Origin of the sequence: Rhizobium sp. YS-1r (genome assembly GCF_000757525.1) — a bacterium.
Lineage (GTDB): Bacteria > Pseudomonadota > Alphaproteobacteria > Rhizobiales > Rhizobiaceae > Neorhizobium > Neorhizobium petrolearium.
In genome coordinates this window covers 182,342-200,445 of the sequence record NZ_JPYQ01000001.1, presented here as the reverse complement: position 1 = coordinate 200,445, position 18,104 = coordinate 182,342, and the positions used below count along the sequence as shown (strand labels likewise).

Annotated in this window: 15 protein-coding genes; 8 read left to right on the top strand and 7 right to left on the bottom strand. The window is 62.1% G+C overall.

What is annotated here, in order from left to right; all coding sequences use genetic code 11:
* Window positions 1–15 precede the first annotated feature (15 nt).
* A complete protein-coding gene (locus JL39_RS00930) occupies window positions 16–2,448 on the bottom strand; it encodes a xanthine dehydrogenase family protein molybdopterin-binding subunit (RefSeq protein ID WP_037145311.1) in 2,433 nt (810 codons plus the stop codon).
* 259 nt (window positions 2,449–2,707) lie between these two features.
* Between JL39_RS00930 and JL39_RS00925 the strand changes: the two genes are divergently transcribed.
* The 4 genes from JL39_RS00925 to JL39_RS00910 all read left to right on the top strand — a co-directional run bounded on the left by JL39_RS00925 (window position 2,708) and on the right by JL39_RS00910 (window position 8,178).
* Window positions 2,708–4,357: a UbiD family decarboxylase gene (locus tag JL39_RS00925; RefSeq protein ID WP_037145310.1), complete on the top strand. Its 1,650-nt coding sequence runs from the start codon at window positions 2,708–2,710 to the stop codon at window positions 4,355–4,357.
* Between the two features lie 102 nt (window positions 4,358–4,459).
* Window positions 4,460–6,760 (top strand): xanthine dehydrogenase family protein molybdopterin-binding subunit, encoded by a 2,301-nt coding sequence (locus tag JL39_RS00920; protein ID WP_037145309.1) that lies wholly within the window; start codon window positions 4,460–4,462, stop codon window positions 6,758–6,760.
* 128 nt (window positions 6,761–6,888) lie between these two features.
* The gene (locus tag JL39_RS00915; RefSeq protein WP_037145308.1) at window positions 6,889–7,572 is read left to right on the top strand and encodes a GntR family transcriptional regulator; all 684 of its coding nucleotides are present in this window, start codon (window positions 6,889–6,891) and stop codon (window positions 7,570–7,572) included.
* Window positions 7,573–7,593: 21 nt separating this feature from the next.
* Window positions 7,594–8,178 (top strand): UbiX family flavin prenyltransferase, encoded by a 585-nt coding sequence (locus JL39_RS00910; RefSeq protein ID WP_037145307.1) that lies wholly within the window; start codon window positions 7,594–7,596, stop codon window positions 8,176–8,178.
* 34 nt (window positions 8,179–8,212) lie between these two features.
* Here the strand turns inward: JL39_RS00910 and JL39_RS00905 are convergent, their stop codons facing one another.
* Window positions 8,213–8,710, bottom strand: coding sequence for a TIGR02444 family protein (locus JL39_RS00905; RefSeq protein ID WP_037145306.1), 498 nt, complete (start codon window positions 8,708–8,710; stop codon window positions 8,213–8,215).
* 238 nt (window positions 8,711–8,948) lie between these two features.
* On the opposite strand from JL39_RS00905, the gene JL39_RS00900 reads away from it, so the two are divergent.
* Entirely contained in the window at window positions 8,949–9,992 is a 1,044-nt protein-coding gene (locus tag JL39_RS00900; RefSeq protein WP_037145305.1) for a tripartite tricarboxylate transporter substrate-binding protein, read from the top strand.
* Window positions 9,993–10,076: 84 nt separating this feature from the next.
* Complete coding sequence (locus JL39_RS00895) at window positions 10,077–11,846, top strand: thiamine pyrophosphate-binding protein (protein WP_037145304.1); 1,770 nt, start codon at window positions 10,077–10,079, stop codon at window positions 11,844–11,846.
* A 104-nt stretch (window positions 11,847–11,950) separates the two neighbouring features.
* Here JL39_RS00895 and JL39_RS00890 read toward each other — a convergent pair whose 3' ends face one another.
* The 4 genes from JL39_RS00890 to JL39_RS00875 all read right to left on the bottom strand — a co-directional run bounded on the left by JL39_RS00890 (window position 11,951) and on the right by JL39_RS00875 (window position 15,205).
* Window positions 11,951–12,220, bottom strand: a complete 270-nt coding sequence (locus JL39_RS00890) for a hypothetical protein (protein ID WP_244446806.1) — start codon at window positions 12,218–12,220, stop codon at window positions 11,951–11,953.
* 39 nt (window positions 12,221–12,259) lie between these two features.
* Window positions 12,260–12,670 carry an SRPBCC domain-containing protein gene (locus JL39_RS00885; RefSeq protein WP_037145303.1) on the bottom strand — a complete coding sequence of 137 codons (411 nt, stop codon included), beginning with the start codon at window positions 12,668–12,670 and terminating at the stop codon, window positions 12,260–12,262.
* Window positions 12,667–12,990 (bottom strand): metalloregulator ArsR/SmtB family transcription factor, encoded by a 324-nt coding sequence (locus JL39_RS00880; protein ID WP_037145302.1) that lies wholly within the window; start codon window positions 12,988–12,990, stop codon window positions 12,667–12,669. The genes JL39_RS00885 and JL39_RS00880 overlap by 4 nt, the downstream gene beginning before the upstream one ends.
* Window positions 12,991–13,129: 139 nt before the next feature.
* Window positions 13,130–15,205 carry a tripartite tricarboxylate transporter permease gene (locus tag JL39_RS00875; RefSeq protein WP_037145300.1) on the bottom strand — a complete coding sequence of 692 codons (2,076 nt, stop codon included), beginning with the start codon at window positions 15,203–15,205 and terminating at the stop codon, window positions 13,130–13,132.
* A 264-nt stretch (window positions 15,206–15,469) separates the two neighbouring features.
* Here JL39_RS00875 and JL39_RS00870 point away from each other — a divergent pair, with 264 nt between their 5' ends.
* Together JL39_RS00870 and JL39_RS00865 are read left to right on the top strand one after the other, a co-directional pair.
* Complete coding sequence (locus JL39_RS00870) at window positions 15,470–16,414, top strand: LysR family transcriptional regulator (protein WP_037145298.1); 945 nt, start codon at window positions 15,470–15,472, stop codon at window positions 16,412–16,414.
* A 118-nt stretch (window positions 16,415–16,532) separates the two neighbouring features.
* A complete protein-coding gene (locus tag JL39_RS00865; RefSeq protein ID WP_037145296.1) occupies window positions 16,533–17,351 on the top strand; it encodes an alpha/beta fold hydrolase in 819 nt (272 codons plus the stop codon).
* Between the two features lie 33 nt (window positions 17,352–17,384).
* On the opposite strand, the gene JL39_RS00860 is transcribed toward JL39_RS00865, so the two are convergent.
* Window positions 17,385–18,017: a LysE family translocator gene (locus tag JL39_RS00860; RefSeq protein WP_037145293.1), complete on the bottom strand. Its 633-nt coding sequence runs from the start codon at window positions 18,015–18,017 to the stop codon at window positions 17,385–17,387.
* Window positions 18,018–18,104 lie beyond the last annotated feature (87 nt).

The window sequence follows — 18,104 nt, the reverse complement described above, 5'->3', positions numbered from 1 at the left end:
AAGATAAATTCCTCCTCAGGACGCCTTGCGTCCGCTGTTCATGGCGCGCCAGACATTGGCCGGCGTGACGGGCATCTGGATGTCCTTGACGCCGAATTCCGAAAGCGCATCGACCACGGCGTTGACGACAGTCGCGAGCGCCGGCGTGGTGCCACCCTCGCCGCCCGCCTTGATGCCGAGCGGATTGGTCGGCGAAATCACTTCGGCAATTTCGCATTTGAAGCTCGGCATGGTGTCGGAGCGAGGCAGGCCGTAGTCCATGAACGAGCCGGCGAGCGGTTGCCCGCTGTTGGGATCGATCGCACAGAGTTCCCACATGGCCTGGCCGACGCCCTGGGCAATGCCGCCATGGGTCTGGCCGTGGACGATCAGCGGGTTGATGCAGCGGCCGACATCGTCGATCGTCGTATAACGGACGATCTGCACATGGCCGGTGTCGCGGTCGATCTCGACCTCGCAGACAGCGGCACCGTTCGGGAAGACCGGGGTGTGCATTTCGTTGTCCTTGACGACGCGCAGCTTGCCATGGGAGGCGCGCGTGCGGCGGCCGAGATCGAAAATGTCGATCGTCTGGTTAGAGTTGCGGAGCTTGAAGACGCCGCCTTCGAAATCGATCCAGTCGGGCGTCGAGCCGAGCAGATCGGCGGCGCGCTTCCTTCCTTCCGCCAGAAGATCGGCGGAAGCCATGGCCATGACAGTGCCGGCATGGCGCATGGAGCGGCCGGAATGCGAGCCGCCGCCGACGCTGACGATATCGGTATCGCCAAGCACGATCCACACCTTTTCGACCGGAACCTGGATCATGTCCGCCACGACCTGGGCAAAGCTCGTCTCATGGCCCTGGCCGCTCGGCTGGGTGCCGATGATGACTTCGATGGTGCCGTCGTCCTTGATCTCGATCTCGGCGCGCTCCTTCGGCGTGCCGATCGAGGATTCGACATAGTTGGCGAAACCGCGACCGAGCAGCTTGCCGCGCCTGGCGGCTTCCACCTTGCGTGCGTCGAACGACGCCCAGTCGGAGAGCTCGAGCGCGCGGTCCATGTTCTTCTCGTATTCGCCGCTGTCGTAAACCGAGCCGACCGCATTGGTATAGGGCATGGCGGACGGCGGGATGAGGTTCTTGCGGCGCAGCTCCAGCTTGTCGAAACCGAGCTGGTCTGCGGCAAGCTCTACCAGGCGTTCGATCGCGAAGGTCACTTCCGGCCGGCCGGAGCTGCGATAGGCCTGGGTGCACATCGTGTTGGAGAAGACGGCGCGGGCACGCAAGGTCGCATAGGGAATGTCATAGGAACCGGTAATGAGGCCCGAGCCCTTGCTGAGCGGCGACAGCGACACGGCCCGACCACCGACATTCGAAAGGTTGTCGGCGCGCATGGCGAGAAACTTGCCGTCCTTGCGGATGGCCAGCTCCACCTTGGTCACGAGGTCGCGGCCCTGATAATCGGTGAGGAAGGATTCCGAACGGGTCGCAGTATATTTCACCGGCCGGCCGATCCTGGCGGACGCCCAGAGAACCAGGCCGAATTCCACATAGACGCGGTTGCGAGTGCCGAAATTGCCGCCGACGTCGAAGGAAAGCACGCGCAGGTCCTTCGGCTCGATACCGAGCACCTTGGAAAGCTCGTTCTTCTGCCGCACGGCGCCGCCGCTGCCGGCATAAAGCGTGTAACGCTTCGTCTCCGGATCGTAGGAGCCGAGCGAGGAACGCGGCTCCATGGTGACGCCGGTGACGCGGTGGATATGGAATTCCGCCTTTACGACATGGTCGGCCTCCGCAAAGGCGGCGTTCGTGCCTTCGATATCACCGAAGGTCGTGTCGATGAAGACATTGTCCGGCACCTCGTCCCAGATGGTCGGGGCGCCCGGCTCGGCGGCCTTGGCGGTATCGGTGACATAGGGCAGTTCTTCCCAGTCGATGAGAACCTTTTCGGCACCGTCGGCGGCCTGGGCGGCGGTCTCCGCCACGACGATCGCCACGGCCTCACCGACAAACCGGGCCTTGTCTGCAGGAAGAAGGTAATGCGGTCCGGTAAATGCCGGGCCGCCGTCCTTTGCCCTGAGCTTCATGTCGAAATTGGTGGACGGAATGGGATTGTGGGGGATCGGCTTGATATCGTCGGCAAGGATGTCCTCGCCGGTCAGGACCAGAAGCACGCCCTCGCTCGCCAAAGCTTCCGTCTTGTCGATGCCGAGGATGCGGGCATGCGGATAGGGCGAGCGCACGATCGCCGCATAGGTCTGTCCGGGCAGCGAGAAGTCGTCGGAGAAGCGGCCCCTGCCGGTGATCAGGCGGCCGTCTTCCTTGCGGGGAATCGGCTTGCCGACATGCTTGAACAGCGCCTCCTGCACCAGCTTCATTTCGGGCGAAAGCTTTGCCGAATCCGGCTTCGGCTGCTTCAGCGGATGCACAATCATCTCGGACGCGGCGGTCTTGAACGGCCTGTTCATGAAACCTCTTCTCTTTGAAATCACGGCGGTTTCTCCCTTCCGCCGACATGTCTCCGAGCTCTCACCCCGCTCTGCGAGATGCTGTTGCTCTTCGTATTAATGTATGACAATATGGCAGTATAATGCAATCGAAAAGATCGCCCCTTTCGACCTGAGGGTGATTGCCTCATCCGGCTCGATGCCTTCAGTTAAGGAATAACGCCTGTTTTCCGCTCTCCCTGGGAGGGGTTCCAGGCGCAGGTTTGGGAGTGAAACTTAAATGACGACTTTCGCGCGCAAGGCGCCCCTCGACCTGCAGGAACACCTGCAGCGGCTGGAGTCCCTCGGCCTCCTCACTAGGATCCAGGTGCCTATCGACAAGGACAGCGAACTGCATCCGCTTGCCCGCTGGCAGTTTCAGGGCGGTCTGCCGGACGAGCAGCGCCGCGGATTCCTGTTTACGGACGTGAAGGGCGCCAAGGGCGAGAAGTATGACATTCCCGTCGCCGTCGGCGTGCTGGCCGCTTCGCCGGCGATCTATGCGGCAGGCCTCGGCGTATCTGAGGACGAGATCGGCGATGTCTGGGTCAACGCCATGGAGCATCCCATCGATCCGGTCATGGTCACGGAAGCGCCTTGTCAGGAAGTCGTCGTCACCGGCGACGAATTGAAGCGGGAGGGCAAAGGCCTCGGCTCCCTGCCCGTACCGATCTCGACACCCGGCTTCGACAGCGCTCCTTATTTCACCGCCACCCTCTGCGTCACCCGCGACCCGGAAAACGGCATCCGAAACATGGGCACCTATCGTGCGGCGCTGAAGGCGGAAGACCGGCTCGGGGTGCGCATGGCAAGCCGCCTCTCCGGTGCCGGCGGCTACCAGCACTGGCTGAAATACCAGAAGATGGGCAAGCCGATGCCCTGCGCCATCGTCATCGGCTGCGCGCCGGCCGTGCTCTTCACCGGCCCGCAGAAACTGCCGATCGACCAGGACGAACTGGGCGTTGCCGGCGGCCTGATCGGCGAGCCGATCCGCATCGTCAAGTGCAAGACGATCGACCTCGAAGTGCCGGCCGATGCGGAAATCGTCATCGAAGGCCTGATCGATCCCGTGCTCCTGGAGCCGGAAGGCCCGTTCGGCGAAAGCCACGGCCATGTGGCACTCGAGGACTTCAACATGTCGATGCAGGTGACGGCGATCACCCGCAAGAAGAAGCCGGTCCTCGTCTCGATCGTCTCCCAGGTGACACCGAGCGAATCGAGCGTCCTGAAGCGCGTCGCCTACGAACCGCTCTTCCTCAACCACCTGAAGAAGGTGCTGAACGTCAAGGGCATCAGGCGCGTCGTGATGCACGAGCCGCTCACCAATATCCGCAAGGTCATCTTCCTGGAATTCGACCGCTCGGCGCCGCAATCGGAGATCTGGCGCGGCCTCCAGGGGGCGGCGACGCTGCAGGCGCAATGCGGCAAGATCGTCATCGCGGTTTCCGACGATATCGACAGCCGCAACGCGGACGCCGTCTTCTGGTCGCTCGCCTATCGCGCCAACATGATCGACGACGTGCATATCATGCCCTACCGCTCCGGCGGTCATGGGCCGAAATCCGGCTCGAAGAGCGCCGAGGGTACGATGCTGATCGATGCGACGCTGAAGGCGCCAATGCCTCCGCTCGCCCTTCCAGCCGAGCCCTACATGGTCAAGGCGCGACAGATCTGGGAAGACCTGCAGCTTCCTCGCCTCACACCGCAGCCGCCATGGCACGGCTATTCGCTGGGCGACTGGAGCGACCTCTGGACCCGGTTTGCCGACGATGCGGTCGCCGGGGACTGGCGCAAGACCGGCGAGAACACGCTCGCCCGCCGCAAGGGCGGCATGAAGCCGGAGACGCCCGCCCGCGACGTCGAAAACCCGAAGGCCGACAAGAAGGGCTGACGAAACGCGGCGGCGCGGATGGTTCAGACGTCGTCCGGGCCGCTATCGTTTTCGAGAATCCGTCCATCGATAGTCAAAGCATTTCCGTTTTCGGGAGGAGTCATGTTGAAGATCGGCCAGTCGCAATTGCGGTTCGAGGATGACGCGCTGATTACCGGACGCGGGCGCTATATGAACGACCTCGCGGCCAAGGGCGAGGCAATGGCCGTCTTCGTCAGGTCGCAGGCCGCGTCCGGCCGGATCGTCTCGATCGATACGGAAGCAGCGATCGACATGCCTGAGGTTCTCGGTATCTTCACCGGCGCGGACCTGAAGGCGGCAGGCCTTCGGCCGATCCAGCCGCGGGGCAAGCATCCCGGCCCCGATGGCGGCGAAATGCGGGTGCCGGTCTTCTATCCGCTCGCCGTCGATGCCATCCGTTACGTCGGCGACCCCATTGCCATGGTCGTCGCCGAGACGAAGGAAGCAGCACTTGCCGCCGCCGAAGCCGTGACGGTCGAAATAGACGAGCGGCCAGTGGTAATCGACCCGCTGGAATCCGTCTCTCCGGACGCGCCGCTCGTCTGGGATGAATTCCCCGACAATCGCTGCTTCACCTTCGAAACAGGCGACAAGGCGGGCGTGAGCGCTGCCATCGCTTCCGCCCATACCGTGGTCCGCCAGCGGTTGAGAATTTCCCGCGTCACCGCCGCGCCAATCGAGACGCGCGGTGCAATCGCCTCTTACGACGATGCCGCCGGTCTTTACAGGCTCGAACTCGGCACGCAGGCGCCGCATCGCATTTCCGGCGACGTTGCACCCATTCTCGGCGTCTCCTCGGACAAAGTGCATGTGGTCGCGTCCGATTGCGGCGGTTCGTTCGGCATGAAGAATGCCGGTTATCCCGAATATCCGGCGCTCCTCTGGGCGGCAAAACGGACCGGCCGCACGATTCGCTGGGCAGCCGACCGGCTTGAATCCTTCCAGTCCGACGCGCACGCCCGCGACATGTGGGCCGATGCTGTGCTGGCTCTCGACGCCGACGGAAAATTCTTAGGCCTCGATGTGCATGTGCGTGCCAATCTCGGCGCCTATCTGGGGCCAGCGACCGTACATCCACCGGTCGCCAATATCGGCGGCCTTGCCGGCGTCTACCGCACGCCGAAGATCTATGCCAAGGTCGACGGTGTCTTCACCAATACCCAGCAGACGGCGCCGTATCGTGGAGCCGGCCGGCCGGAAGCGACCTATATCATCGAGCGGATGATTGATCTTGCGGCCTACGAGATGGGCGTCGACCGGGCGGAACTACGCCGCCGCAACCTCGTGCCGAAGGAAGCCATGCCATATTCGAGCGGCTTCATCTTCACTTATGATTCGGGCGACTTCCCCGGCGTGCTCGACAAGGCGCTCGAAATGGCCGACTGGAGCGGCTTCGAAGCGCGTCGGGTGGAAGCCAAGGCGCGCGGAAAATTGCGCGGCATCGGCATTGCCAATCCGATCGAGATCGCCGGTGGCCCGGCCGCCAAGCCCAATCCGGAATTCGCCCGCGTGGAGATCGCGCCGAGCGGCAAGGTGCGCATCCATGTCGGCTCGATGGACAGCGGCCAGGGCCATGGCACGGTCTTTCGCCAGATCATCGCCGACCGGCTGGGACTTGATACGCAAGATATGGAAATCGTCGCCGGCGACACCCATGAGGTGCCGCAGGGTACCGGCACGTTCGGCTCGCGTACGCTGGCCGCGGCCGGCGGCGCTATCTGGACCGCTGCCGACACGATCATCGAAAAGCTGAAGGATCGGGCGGCCGAGCAACTGGAGGCGGACAAGGCCGATATCCTCTTCGAAAGCGGGGAATACCGTATCGCCGGCACCGACCGAGCGATTTCCTTCGCCGGGGTGATAGCCAGCGAATCAGCGCTTCTTTCGGCGGAAAACTTCATCAGCAACGCAGGCGCCACCTTCCCGAACGGCTGCCATATCTGCGAAGTCGAGATCGATCCGGAAACCGGACAGGTCGAACTCGCCAGCTATTGCGTCGTCGACGATGTCGGGCGCATGGTCAATCCGCTGCTCGTCAAAGGTCAGATCGCCGGCGGCGTCGCGCAGGGGCTCGGCCAGGCGCTGATGGAGAACGCCGTCTACGACCCGAATTCCGGCCAGTTTCTGTCTGCCACCTTCATGGATTATGCCATGCCGCATGCCAGCGACATGGCGGGCGTGGAGATTGCCGGGTTTTCGGTTCCGACCAAACAGAACCCGCTCGGCGTCAAAGGTGCCGGCGAAGCGGGTACGGTCGGCGCTCTCTCGGCAGTGATCAGCGCCGTCGCCGATGCGCTCCATCCGCTGGGTGTCAGGCATATCGATATGCCCGCAACACCCGAGCGGGTCTGGCGCTGCCTGCAAATGCAACATATGGATTAATCAGCGCCATGCCCCGATATATCTTGTTGGAAATATCGACTTGACGGAGAGGTGACGGCGCGCGAGTTTGTTTGTATGACAGACATGTGATCACATTGGTTTGAATACCGCCGCCTTCGAGGAGACATATGGCAAATCCGCTTGCAGAGCCTCTCAACCCGCTCGTTCACGAGCCCGCCCCCCTGCGGAACAAGATCATGAATTCCCTGCGGCGGGCGATCGAAACCGGTGCACTGGAGCCCGGTACCCGTCTCGTGGAGAAGGATCTCTGCGAGAGGCTCAATGTCAGCCGCACTTCGCTCCGTGAGGCGCTGCGCCAACTCCAGGCCGAAGGCATTCTGACCGACCTCAACAACCGGGGCCTCACTGTTGCCGCCGTCACCCGCTCGGATGCGGAAAACATCTACCGCATCCGCGGCGTGCTGGAGCCGCTGATCGTGGAACAGTTCATCGAAAACGCGCCGGATGACGAGGTCCAGGCATTGGAAGCGCATAGCGAGGTACTGAAGAAAGCCTACAGGGGCAGTAACGCTGAGGAGATCGTCGCCGCCAAGCGCGATTTCTACGATCGCATCTGCACCGGTGCCCGCAATCCGATCGCCTTCGATCTGCTGAAGAAGCTGACCCTGATGACCTCGCCGCTGCGCCGCCGCTCGGTGGTGCGCCCGGAGCGCCAGAGCCAGAGCATCAGCGAGATCGACGCCATCGTCGCAGCGATCGTCAAGCGCGACAAGGCCGCCGCCAAGGCTGCTGCCGAAAAGCATGTGGCCAATTCGGCGATCTCCGCTTTCCGGACTGCCGACGGGGCGTGATAACCGTTTAGGATAAATACCATGCGCCGCATCATCGTTGCCATTACCGGAGCCTCCGGGGTCATTTATGGCGTCCGGGCGCTTCAACTGCTGAGACAAGTCGAAGATATCGAAACCCACGCGGTGATCTCGCCGTCCGCCTTCCGTACGGCGACCGACGAGATCGACATGAGTGCAGACGAGATCAAGAGGCTCGCCGACGTACTCTATAACTACAAGGACATCGGCGCGGCGGTCTCCTCCGGCTCGTTCCGCACGGCCGGCATGCTGATCGCGCCCTGCTCGGTGAAGACGCTGAGCGGCATTGCCAATTGCTACAATGACGAACTGATCGTCCGCGCCGCGGACGTCTGTCTCAAGGAACGCCGCCGTGTCGTGCTGCTCTTCCGCGAAACGCCGCTGCATGCCGGTCATATCGCGCTGATGGACCAAGCGACGCGGAACGGCGCGATCGTCATGCCGCCGGTACCGGCCTTCTATTCCAAGCCGGCCTCTATCGATGAGATGGTGACCCAGACCGTTGGTCGTGCGCTCGACCTCTTCGACATCCACCTGCCGATGGTCAAGCGCTGGAAGGATGGCCCCGGCTCACCGGGCCAACATTGATGTCCCGGATGGCCATCAGGTTACGGATGCCGGCTTAGAGGCCGGCCAGCGCCTTTTCGACAATTCCAAGCGCCTCGGTCGCCTTCGCGTCCGGTTCCGACCCTCGGAAATGCCACAGCACGCGTGCGAGGTTTCCGCTGGCGTCACCCGAGCCTGCAGCAATCAGTGCCTCTCCTTCGGCCTCAAGCACCGCCAGTTCGATCTTTTCCGAACCGAGCTCGACGCCTTTCACCTCGTTGCGCAATGCGTCGGTTTCCTTCGTCGGCGCAGGATGCGGCCCACCCTTCAATCGACGGCGGATGTCACGCAGTGGCCTCACCACCTCGTTCCGCCAATCCGCGACACGTTCGTCGATGCGCTCAAGCTCCGCATCCGTCAACGCAGCGGAATGCTTTGCAAGCCAGGCCGAAAAGAGAAGCATCGGCACATCGACGCCGCTTTCGTCCTGCAAGGTCAGACAGGCATCGCCCACGCCCGGCGAGGCATAGAGGCGTAGAGCGAAATCCCACAGTCCCATTCGATCGTCAGTCATTTCGCTCCTCCCTTTCCGGCCTGTATCCGCTTAACAGCCCGGCCCCGAAAGCGGCAAGGTTTCGATGGAAAATAAGGAACTCCAAGGCGAACCGGCGTGAAGGCATTTGTTAAGAATGCGAAACATCATTCGCTTTCCCTGTTGCGTCGCCCGATTCTTTGTCATACAGTAGTACCATCATAGTATCTGACCATAAACGGGCCGTGCCGGGAGGGCCGGTCCAAGGGAGGGAGTCTCAATGCTCAAATCGATCCGCCTGTTGACCATCGCTGCAGCCACGGCCTGTGCCACCATTTTCGGCGCGGTCTCGGCTCAAGCCGATGCCGTTTCCGACTTCTACAGCGGCAAGACCGTCACGATCCTGATCGGCCATCCGCCCGGCGGTTCCTACGATCTTTACGCCCAATTGCTCGCTCAGCATTTCGGCAAGCACATTCCCGGCAATCCGACCGTGATCGTCCAGGGCATGCCGGGCGGCGGCGGCTCGCTTGCGGCCGCGCACTTCTATACCAAGGCACCGAAGGACGGCACCATGGTTGCGCTCCTGCCGGAATCGCTGGCGCAGGATCAGGTCCTCGATCCGAAGAAGAGCCGCTGGGATGTTTCGAAGATGCGTTTCATCGGTCGCGTTGCCGACGTCACCTCGGTCATGATGGCGCGCAAGGATTCGCCGGTGAAATCGATCGAGGACTCGCTGAAGACCGAAGCCAACGTGAGCTGCTCCGGCCGCACCACATCGAGCGCCCAGACCGGAGCCGTGCTGAAGTCACTGATCGGCTCGAAGTTCAATATGGTCTGCGGTTATGACAGCGCGACCGCCAGCGCGCTCGCCGTATTTCGCGGCGAAGCCGATCTGACGACCACCGTCTGGGCCAACTGGTCGGTCAATTACGCTCAGCAGCTTGCTGCCGGCGATGTCGTTCCGGTCGTGCAGTTCTCGGAAAAACGCCTGACAGACCTTCCGAACACCCCAACGGCCGTCGAGCTCACCAATGATCCGGCCAAGAAGCAGGCGATCGAATTCTTCGGTGCGGGCGGCGATATCGGCCGTGCCCTGATGACCCCGCCCGGTACACCGGAAGATCGCGTCGCGGGGCTCTCCCAGGCCTTCGATGAACTGATGAAGGATCCTGATTTCCTGGCTGACGCAAAGGCTCGCTCGATCCCGATCGCGCCGATGGCCGGCAAGGATGTGGATGCGGTCGTCGAGAAGATCATCACGACCCCGCCGGACGTTGTCGCCACGCTCCAGAAGGCGATCGCGGACGGCTTCAACAACTGATCCCGATATGCCGCGCGGCTCCGGTCGCGCGGTTTTTCTTTGCCTTTAAGCGTTCGTCACTTCCCAATATCAAGGATTACGTCCATGGACCACCAGGGCACGAAGCGTTTCGTCCCGGTTGAAACCGGTGCGCCGAAATATGGCAGCGACCTGATCGCCGCGGCGATCCGGGAGCAGGGTTTTCCCTATATCTGCCTCAACCCGGGTGCGAGCTACCGACATCTGCACGACAGCCTGGTCAATTATCTCGGCAACGAAAATCCGAAGATCATTCTGTGCATGCACGAGGAACATGCGATCGGCATCGCTCAAGGGTGGGCGAAAATCACCGACAAGCCGCTTGCCGCTGCGGTTCATTCGAATGTCGGCCTGATGCATGCCACGATGGGTATTTTCGACGCATGGTGCGACCGCGTGCCGGTCGTCGTCATCGGCGCCACCGGCCCGCTCGACGCCACCAAGCGCCGGCCGTGGATCGAGTGGATCCACTGCACCATCGACCAGGGTGGCCTGGTCCGTGACTTTACCAAATGGGACGACGAACCCGCCTCGCCGGAAGCCGCAGTGGAATCGATCCGCCGCGCCACGATGCTTTCGACCGCCCGCCCCTCCGGCCCGACCTATGTGAACCTTGATGTCACCGTGCAGGAAATGGAGCTTGAAAAGGTCCCTGCGCTGCACGACATCTCCCGCTTCAAGGCGCCTGCCGATCCCGAGCCGCCGCGCCGTGACCTCGAAGAGGCCGTCGAAATCCTGGCGAGAGCCAAGCGCCCCGTCATCCTCTGCGGCCGTACCTCGCGCAGTGAAGAGGGCTGGGCCGAGCGCATCAAGCTCGCCGAACTCATCGGCGCGAAAGTGCTCACCCATGTGAAGCTGGCAACCAGCTTCCCCACCACGCATCCGCTGTTCATCGGCGAGACCGGCTGGAAGCTGTCGAAGAACCTGCTGAAACACCTGATGGAAGCCGACGCCGTTCTTTCGCTGGACTGGCTCGATCTCGCCGGCACCATCAACCAGGTCTTCCCGGCCGGAAGCCCGAGCGCCCCGGTCATCAGCGTCTCGAACGACTTCAACATCCATCGCGGCTGGAACATGGACTACCAGGGCCTGCCGGCTGTGGACGTCAACATTCCGACCGTGCCGGAAACCGCCGTCTCGCGCCTCCTAGAAACGCTCACTCTGCGCCTGCCGGCCCCGAAGACATACGAGCGGCGCCGCATCGATGCCGAACCGTCGAGGGCCTCCGGCGACATCAGCCTCATGGACCTCGCCAAGGTGTTCAACCGCGTGACGCGCGACATGGACGTCTGCCTCACCTCGCGCCCGCTCGGCTGGCCGGTCAATGCCAACGAGCTCGAACATCCACACGACTATCTCGGCCATAATGGTGGCGGCGGTGTGGGCTCAGGCCCCAGCATCGGCATCGGCGCGGCGCTCGCGCTGCGCGACATGAAGTCCCCGCGCGTGCCGATCGCGATCGTCGGTGACGGCGACTTCACCATGGGCAATACCGCGCTCTGGAGCGCGGCATCGCAGGGCATCCCGCTGCTCTACGTGATCTCCAACAACAACTCCTACTTCAACGACGAGCACCATCAGGCGCAGGTAGCGGTCCAGCGCGGCCGTCCACCGGAAAACGCCTGGGTCGGCCAGCGCCTGCAGGACCCGGTTCCGGACCTGCTGATGCTGGCGAAGGCGCAGGGCATCGATGGCGAGGGGCCGATCACCGATATCGCTGACCTTGCCGGCGCGTTGATCCGCGGCATCGAGAAGGTGAAGGCCGGCAAGCCCTGGGTGATCGACGTCCGCGTGCCGCCGGAATATTGTCGCGACCCGATGGTCGAGCTTGCTTGACCGGATAAAGGAGTTCCGGAAGCACAGGCCCCGCTTATCCGAGCGGGGCTTTTTACATGCGTTTTCCGCCTGCGCTCCAAAGGAAACATGAACCTTGGGTAAAATTAAGCCTCGCGCCCCGGGACCTGAGATCTGCCGTGCCGATCGTTCAGTTCAGTCGTGTCCATCGGTGCGCCGCGCCTGATGGCAGCATAGGGCAGCGCGAATAAGTACAGGCCGGTGAACAATAGCAAAAAGAGCGGCAGCAGCGGGGAATAGACCACCCACAAGGGAGGTTCCCCCAGCCCCATGGCGACGAAGTTTGCGACGACGGTTGCCGTAAAGATGATCGACAGCCAGCGGTGGACCTGCCGAATAGTTCTGTTCCAATCCAATGGGAATCCCCCTCTCTCCACGCTCACTCCAGACAGATTTCAGTCTGTCCGAGCCAAGACCTGTTCCAGATTTGCGAGGAACTTCTGCCATCCGTGTCTGGCGCCCTGATAGGCCTGCTGCTGATCCGGCCGGAAGCCCGATTGCTCCATGCGCAGATGGGTGCCTGTGCGCGTAGGGGTGAGAGTCCAGGTAACGATACTTTCGAGACCATAGGCACCCCATGTGTAAGACAGAGTCTTGTTCGGCTCGACTTCCAGAACCTGGCAGTCGACGGAACCCCAGTCTGCGCTAAGCTTGAAACGATGGTCCATAACAGGCTTGAAGTCGTTCTTCATGAGCCACTCCTCGATCAGGTGTGGTTGCGTAAGTGCGCGCCAGATCTTCTCCGGCGGAAAAGCTACCTCCCGCTCGACAACGACGGAGCGCGTTTCGATCGACGTTTCGTTCATTGGTCCATCCTTTTGAGTAGATCTTCGAGGTCATCGAACCGGCTCTGCCAGAACCCGGCCATCTGGCTCGTCCAGTCGACCAGAGGAGCCAGCGCGCCAAGTTGCGCACTATAGTGCGTCTGGCGACCTTCATGGCGGTCGCGCACCAACCCGGCACGCTTCAGCACAGCAAGATGCTTTGAAACGACCGGTTGCGAGACCCCGGCCCTGGCCGTCAGAGCTCCGACCGTCTTTTCTCCTTCGCGGCACAGTCGTTCAAAGAGAGCCCTCCGGGTCGGATCGGCGAGCGTTCTGAAGAGCACGTCATGAGCGTTCGACATTTGAAATCCATACCTCGCCGGCTATGAATTTACGTATAGCCACAGAGCTATGAATGAGTCAAGCGGCGGCAACGATAGACAAACGAAAAGGCCGAAGCAGCGATGCTCCGGCCTTTCCATTGCGATTGTCGGCCGTGGCTCAGATGATGTCCGAGACCATCGTGCGCAATTGCGGGAAGGCGTCGCCCAGATAGGATTGCGGCCAGGGCATGACGAGCAGCTTGTCGAAAAGGATGAACATGGCAACCCAGATGACGAGCGTAATCACCAGCGTGCGGATCCAGGGCTGTCTGCCCTCGAAGCGCATATAGCCGAACATGAATACGAGCAGTGTCGGCAGAAGACCGATCAGGAGCGTACCCACGAAGACCGAGAGCACCCAGGCGAACATGATGCCCATGCGTGCGTAAAGCTGGCGGTCGGGCATCGCTTCCAGCGGATCGGCCTCGCTCGCCTTGCGCGGCTTGAGGATCGTCTCGCCGGCGCGCTTTCTCATGTAGATACCGATGCCTGAGCAGATCACGACGATGAGGCCGACGGCCGATACCGTCTGTGGCATCAGCCTTGCAGCAAGCGCCCATTCGGTCGAGGTGGCAAGCGCCGTGGCAAACAGGATCGCGGCAAGGACCCACATGCCTGGCAGCATGATACGGTCGATCATGGAGACCTGTCCGACCGGAGCTTCTTTCGGGGCGGCGGGCTCACTGACTGCTGCACCGACCGCGGCCAGTGCAGGCTCGCGACGCTTCAGGAAAAACCTTACCGCGCTGTAGGCAAAGTAGAGGACCGGGATCGCCAGGATGAAAAGGACGCCGGGACGTGTCAGCCATTCCGAACCGTAGCGACTGGTCGAAATGAACAGGTATTGTTCCACCAAACCTCCAAGGACGAGGCCGAGCAATACCGGTGCACGCGCCCAGCCGAAACGCTTCATGGCCCAGCCGATCACCGAGAAGATCAGGAGAACGATGATGTCGCCGATGTCGCGGGTCGCCGAATAGGCTCCGATGAAGACGATGGCGAGCACCGTCGGCACCAGAATGCCTGCCGGCACCAATGCCAGCTTGGCGAGTTGCGACACGAAAGCGAAACAGATGAGCACGCCGATAATGTTGGCGATCATCAGGCTCCAGACGATCGTGTAGGTGATGTCGAGCTGTTCGGTAAGCAGCTTCGGACCCGGCTGGATGCCGTGCATCATGAAGGCGCCAAGCAGGATCGCCATGGTGGCGCTCGCCGGAATGCCGAAGGCAAGCGTCGGGATGAGCGCGCCGCCTTCGCGGGAATTGTTGGCCGCCTCGCAGGCGATGACGCCGCGCACGTCGCCGGTGCCGAAGCTCTCGGTGCCGCCCTTCACCGATTTCGCCGCCGAGCCGTAGGCGATCCAGTCGATCGCCGGGCCGCCGAGGCCGGGGACCGAACCGAGGATCGCGCCGAGCCACGAGCTCTGGAACACGAGGCGGATGTTCTGGATCGCGTCGCGCACGCCGCGGAACTGGTCGCGCACAATGCTTTCGCTGCGATGGAGGGCAACCGACTGGCGCGCCGCGCCGAGCTCGATCAGTTCCGGCACGGCGAAGAGGCCGAGCACCAGTGCTTCAAGCGGAACACCTTCCCAGAGATAGATGGAATCGAAGGTCCAGCGCAGTTCACCCGTCTGCGCCTCGTCGCCGACGGAAGCGATGACGACACCGAAACAGGCGGCCACCAGGCCCTTCATCATGTTGCCCTGGCTGACGGCCGCGACCAGCGTGAGGCCGAGGATGCAGAGCGCCAAAAGCTCCGGCGTGCCGAAGGCCATCATGAAGGGCCTGAGGATCGGGATCGCGATGCCGAGCAGGACGGCTCCGAAAATACCGCCGATCAGCGATGAAGTGTAGGAAGCGCCGAGCGCTCGCCCGGCCTCGCCGCGGCGCGCCATGGGATAGCCGTCCATCACAGTCGCTGCCGATCCTGCAGCTCCTGGCACCCCGATCAGGATCGACGGGATCGTGTCGGCCGTCGGTGTCACAGCCCACATGCCGATCAAGAAGGCAAGCGCCGTATAAGGGTCCATCGTGTAGGTGAACGGCAAAAGCAGGGCCATGCCCGCCAGGCCGCCGATGCCGGGGATGACCCCAATGAAAAGGCCGAGTATACAACCCAGCATGATGATCAGGAAGCGCATCGGGTCAAAGATGACCCCCAACGCCGCCATGGCCTGTTCAAGAAGCATATATATCCTCCACCGCCTCGCTATCCGCGAGGCTCATTGCTCGTGAGACGCTTTCATGCGCCTCCTCCCTCGTTTCGGGAGCTATCACCGGAGGCGGCATCCCCCAGCAAAACGCCGTGGTCGAGGGACCGCCCGAATACGCATACACCGGCGCCCGCGAGGTTTCATCGCAACACTTGTGTAGTATTGTATTTTTGTACGACAATGTTGATCTGACAGCGCCGCCATTGGCAAATTCAAAAAGCAAAGAGTATTATCACTGAAATGAATTTGGCAAACATCGATCTCAAGCTCCTGGTGGTCTTCGACGCGATGATGGCGGAAGGCAGCGTCAACCGCGCCGCCGAAAAGCTCGGCATGTCGCAGCCGGCGCTTTCCAACGCGCTCAATCGCCTGCGCCTGCTGCTGAATGACCGGCTTTTCCTGCGCACGGCGGACGGCATGCGGCCGACACCGCGGGCGTTGGAAATCGCCGGGCCGATTCAGGCGGCGATGCGACAGATCGAGGAGGCGCTCGAACCGACCGTCTTCGAACCCAACGATCCGGACTGGACCTTCAGCCTCGCCGTTTCCGACCATGCCTCGGTGGTGATGCTGCCGCTTCTGATCGAGCATATCGCCCGCGTCGCACCGCGGGTGGCCCTGAAGATCCAATCGCGCCCGAACGAAGAACTGCCGGCACTTCTCGACAACAGCGAGATCGACCTCGCGGTCGGTGTCATCCCCAACCTGCCGCGCCGTTTCAAGCACATAGCTCTCTTCGAAGACAAATATCTCTGCATGATGAGGCAAGGTCATCCGCTTGCGGGCCAGCCGATCACGCTCGATGAATTCCTCGCCGCCGAGCAACTCGCCGTCAAGCCCGGCATGAGCGATGTGAGCCGCGCAGACCGATTCCTGGCAGAAGCGGGCCTCAAGCGGCGCGTCGCCACCACGGTTCACCAGTTCCTGGCCGCACCGGCGATCGTCTCCCGCTCCGATCTCATCGTCATGGTATTTGAGAAGATGGTGCCGATCTTCGATCCGTCGCGGTTCTATTTCTGTCCTGTGCCGGTGCCGAACATGCGGGTCTCCGCCACCGCTGTATGGAGCGATGTCCATACGGATGTTCCCGCCCACAAATGGCTGCGCCGCCAACTTGCGCTGGTCGCCAGGCAGCTTGCCGAGGAGACCGGTGCGGAAGGGCTGGCACTTTCCGCTGCCAGCTAGGCCATACTTTCACAAAGTGCGGCAATCCTCACATCGGCGGTTGTCTCTCGGGTCCGTTTGCGTATATCTTTGTCATACAGTATGACGCAACACATTCTCTTATCAGAAGGATTTCGAGGTGAACGATCCGTTGAACAGCACCGCAACCACCCGCGACGGCACGAGAATCTCCTATCGCCTCGTCAAGGGAAGTGGCCAGGGCCGCATCGCGCTCGTGCATTCGCTTGCCATGGACAAGACCTTCTGGGAGCCGACGGTCGCCGCCCTCGACGGTTTTGCCGATGCCCTCATCTACGACTGCCGCGGCCACGGCGCTTCCGACAAGCCGGCCGGCCCCTATAGTGTCGAGCTTTTTGCCGATGACCTCGCCGATCTCATGGATCATGCCGGCTGGTCCTCGGCCGTCGTCGCCGGCGCCTCCATGGGCGGATGCGTGGCGCTCGCCTTTGCTGCCGGTTATCCGCAGCGCGTCGACGCGCTCGGTCTTTTTGACACCACCGCATGGTACGGAGAGGACGCCCCAAAAGCCTGGGCGAAGCGCGCCGACAAGGCGCTCGCCGAAGGCATGGCCGCGCTTGTCGGCTTTCAGAAGACCCGCTGGTTCAGCGATAGCTTCCGCGAGGCCAATCCGGATATCGTGGAGAAGGCGATTGCCGTCTTCCTGAAGAACGAACTACCGGCCTATGCCGCGACCTGCGCGATGCTCGGCAATGCGGACATTCGCGCCGCCCTGCCGAAATTTTCCTTCCCCTGCCGCGTCGCCGTTGGCACGGAGGACTATGCGACGCCGCCGGAGATGGCCCGCTACATGGCGGACAATATTCCCGGTGCGTCGCTCTTCATCATGGATGGTGTCAGGCATTTCACGCCGCTGGAAGTGCCCGCCACGATCGCCGGACATCTGAAGGAATTGGCAAAGGCTGCCAAGACGGCCTGACGTCCCCTTGCGACGACCGGCGGCAGGCCGAAATCAGCGGCGCGCTTCCGTCGCCATGCGAACGGCAAGAGCGGCAAGGACGGTTCCCATCAGCCCGCGCTGGACGACGATCCATGCGGGCCGGCGGGCAAGAAAGAGCGCGATAGCACCCGCCATCAGTGCGATCATCGCATTGATGGAGATGCTGATGGCGATCTGCGTGAAGCCGAGCACGATGGATTGGGAAAGCACGCTGCCATGTTCCGGATTGATGAACTGCGGCAGCAGTGAGAGATAGAGCACTGCCGCCTTGGGATTCAGAAGGTTGGTCATCAATCCCATGACGAACAACCTTTTCGGACTGTCCTTCGGCAGTTGCATGACTTGGAAAGGCGAGCGTCCGCCCGGCTTCACCGCCTGCCAGGCGAGATAGAGCAGGTAGAGCGCGCCCGCGAAACGCAGCGCGTCATAGGCATAAGGCACGGCCATGACCAGCGCGGTAATGCCGAAAGCGGCACAGAGCATGTAGAAGACGAAGCCGAGCGCCACGCCGCCGAGCGAGATCAATCCCGCCATCGGCCCCTGGGAGATCGATCGCGAGATCAGGTAGACCATGTTCGGCCCGGGCGTCAGTACCATGCCAAGAGCGATGAGAGCAAAGGCGGCGAGACTGGAAAGGTCGGGCATAGGGGTGATTCCGGAGAAAGGTGAGCCTTCTTCATCGACGAAAGTAACCGTGATTTCAAGGACGAGGGACCGATCTTATCTGTTGTC